At 41.0% G+C, this 2,815-nt stretch carries 3 protein-coding genes; all 3 read left to right on the top strand.

The genetic code is table 11. The features are described 5' to 3' along the window. Positions 1-169 precede the first annotated feature (169 nt). Genes istA through CU635_RS22355 form a run of 3 tightly spaced genes read left to right on the top strand, consistent with a single transcriptional unit; the run spans position 170 to position 2,660 of the window. Positions 170-1,711 carry an IS21 family transposase gene (gene istA, locus CU635_RS22365; protein WP_101579570.1) on the top strand — a complete coding sequence of 514 codons (1,542 nt, stop codon included), beginning with the start codon at positions 170-172 and terminating at the stop codon, positions 1,709-1,711. Continuing rightward, the gene (istB, locus tag CU635_RS22360; RefSeq protein ID WP_101579569.1) at positions 1,708-2,463 is read left to right on the top strand and encodes an IS21-like element helper ATPase IstB; all 756 of its coding nucleotides are present in this window, start codon (positions 1,708-1,710) and stop codon (positions 2,461-2,463) included. Before istA ends, istB begins: the two co-directional genes overlap by 4 nt. Continuing rightward, on the top strand, positions 2,460-2,660 hold the full coding sequence (locus CU635_RS22355) for a hypothetical protein (RefSeq protein ID WP_101579568.1): 201 nt from the start codon (positions 2,460-2,462) through the stop codon (positions 2,658-2,660). The genes istB and CU635_RS22355 overlap by 4 nt, the downstream gene beginning before the upstream one ends. Positions 2,661-2,815 lie beyond the last annotated feature (155 nt).

The following is a 2,815-nucleotide window of genomic DNA, read 5'->3' as shown; positions in this document are numbered from 1 at the left end:
TGATTATTGCATATGAATTGAGCCACATGTGCGGAGTTTTGAGCCAGTCAGTGCGGAAAAGTGAGCCGCCATCTGCGGAGTTAGAGCCGGCACGATAAATTAAATAGCCTCTTGTATAATAAAAAATGCATGCAAAAATGCATGACAATATTATACAGGAGGTTTTTTTGTGGTTAATTGTCGTAAAATCCTTGAACTGTATTTTGATGAGATCAGTCAAAGAACAATCAGTTCTAGTGCCGGTCACTCTAGGAATACAGTCGCCGAGGTCATTCGGCGTGCCATGGAGCTTGGGATAGAAAGCTTGAACGATACCATGACCAATCGATGGTTGGAGGAATTTCTGTTTCCGGAGAAACAGGCTAGCGAAAAGGGGTACTTCCCGGTTGATTGGGAGAAGGTGCATAAGGAGCTGCAAAAAAAGAATGTCACCTTGGCTCTATTGCATCATGAGTATTCAGTAGAGGCTCGCGAGGGTGGAAAAGTCCCCTATGCCTACAGGACTTTTTGTGAAAATTATGGGAAGTACGCGAAAAAATATAAATTAACGATGCCAATTCGCAGAAAACCGGGTGAAATCATGGAAGTGGATTGGGCTGGTTCCACACTGCATATTATTGATCGTTTCACTGGTGAAAGGATTCCGGCATATGTTTTCATTGCGGCTTTGCCATACAGCCAGTTAAGTTACGTGGAGGCGTTTTTAGATATGAAGTCACCAAACTGGCTTCTGGCCCATATCCGTGCATTCGAATATTTTGGTGGTGTTCCTGAAACTTTGGTTCCAGATAATCTAAAAACGGGAGTTATTAAGCCATTCCGAGTCGAACCACTCCTTAATGAAGCCTATCGAGAAATGGCAGATTACTACCGTATAGTCGTCGTGCCGAGCAGGGTTCGAAAACCAAAGGATAAGGCTAGTGTCGAAGGTACTGTTGGGTACATTTCACGACAGATCATCGCCTCGTTAAGAAACTATCAATGTTTTCACATAGAGGATTTAAATCAAAGAATCCATGAAAAGCTGGAAGAAATCAATACGATTGATTTTCAGAAACGTCCCGGTTCACGGAAAAAGGTGTTTGAGGAAGAAGAGAAATCCCACCTTCAACAGCTTCCCCAAACACGTTACAAACTTGCGGAATGGAAAACAGCAAAAGTTCAATTGAACTACCACATCCAAGTTGAACGAATGTATTATTCCGTCCCATATGATTATGTCCGTGAACAAGTCGATATTCGGCTGACCACTGACCTAATTGAAGTTTACTTTAAGGAAGTGCGAATTGCATCCCATAAACGGTTAATTGGAGAAGTTGGACAGTTTTCTACGAATAGGGATCACATGCCAGATAATCATAGACTATACCTTGAGCATAACCCTGAAAACAATCGTAAATGGGCAGAAACAATTGGGCCCTCCATAGCGCGGTTTGTCTCTTATATCCTAGAAACGAATGCGGAAAAGAAGGCATTAAACATCCTTAGTGCTCTAAGGAATTTATCAACCAAGCATACAAGTGATGAACTCGAAACCGCAACACATACATTGCTTGAAATATCAACAAATCCGACCATTCCCGTTTTAAAAGGGATATTGGATAGGCGAAAAAAGCGTGAGCAAAAATCTAATGTTGATAATCATGGAATCAATATTAATAACCATGGCTTTACCCGTGGCGCTAAATACTTTGGAGGGGATAAAAAATGATGAACCAAGAAACATTACGTAAATTAACCGAAATGAAAATGGGTGCAATGGCAGAATTATATCAGCAACAAAGCCAGAACAAAGACTATCAAGATATGGATTTCGATGATCGATTTAATCTTTTGGTAGACTATGAGTTTGACCGTCGAAAATCAAATAGATTGGAACGGTTGATTAAACAGGCAAACTTCGAAGATCCTATGGCAGCTATTGAAGACATAGAGTATCATCCTGATCGTAACTTGGACAAAAAACTAATATTGGAGCTAGCGACAGGGAATTATATACAAAACCACCATAACATTATTTTAATGGGTGCATCAGGGAACGGAAAAACGTGGATATCCAATGCCTTTGGCATTCATGCCTGTCGCCAATTTTACGATGTAAAGTATATCAGATTGCCAGAATTGCTTGATGAACTAGCAGTCGCGAAGTATGAAGCCGATGGTAGCTTCAGGAAAATCATCCAAAAATATAAGAAAATCGATTTATTAATACTCGATGAATGGCTATTAACTGAGCTCTCGGAGGAGCATGCCCTTCACGTCTTAGAAATTATTGAATCAAGAATAAAGAGGACTTCTACTATATTCTGTTCCCAATTCTCACCAGAAGGGTGGCACTCTAAGTTGGGCCAGGCACAAATAGCAGATGCGATTCTTGACCGAATAGTGCATGATTCCTATAAGATTCTAGTCGATGGTGAAGTATCAATGAGAGAACGTCATGGGTTGGTGGTGGGAAGATGATTCCAACAGAAGTTGAGAACCGTGTAGCTAAGTATTTCTTTCACAGATATTTACCGGAAGAAGTGATGATGAAGATAGTAGATAGGTTACTAGCTACTTGTGTATGGGACGAGGAAGAGGATTTAGATTTTGATGAACTTGTCCGTTGGGCAATTGAGATTATAGACGAACAATTAGAAGATAAACGATTTAGATAGAATCAGCAGCCATTGAAATTAGGATAAAACCATTTCAATGGCTGTTCCCCCTTTTTAATAGCCAGTGGCTCTCTCCTCCGCATTCACTGGCTCTGTTGTCCGCAAACAGTGGCCCAAAACTCCGCACAGCCGGCTCATTCTGTCCGCAATACTCA

It is taken from the genome of Bacillus canaveralius (assembly GCF_002860125.1).
Classification (GTDB): domain Bacteria; phylum Bacillota; class Bacilli; order Bacillales; family Cytobacillaceae; genus Bacillus_BJ; species Bacillus_BJ canaveralius.
Note: the sequence above shows the minus strand (reverse complement) of the source record. Positions and strands in the feature narration are given on the sequence as shown.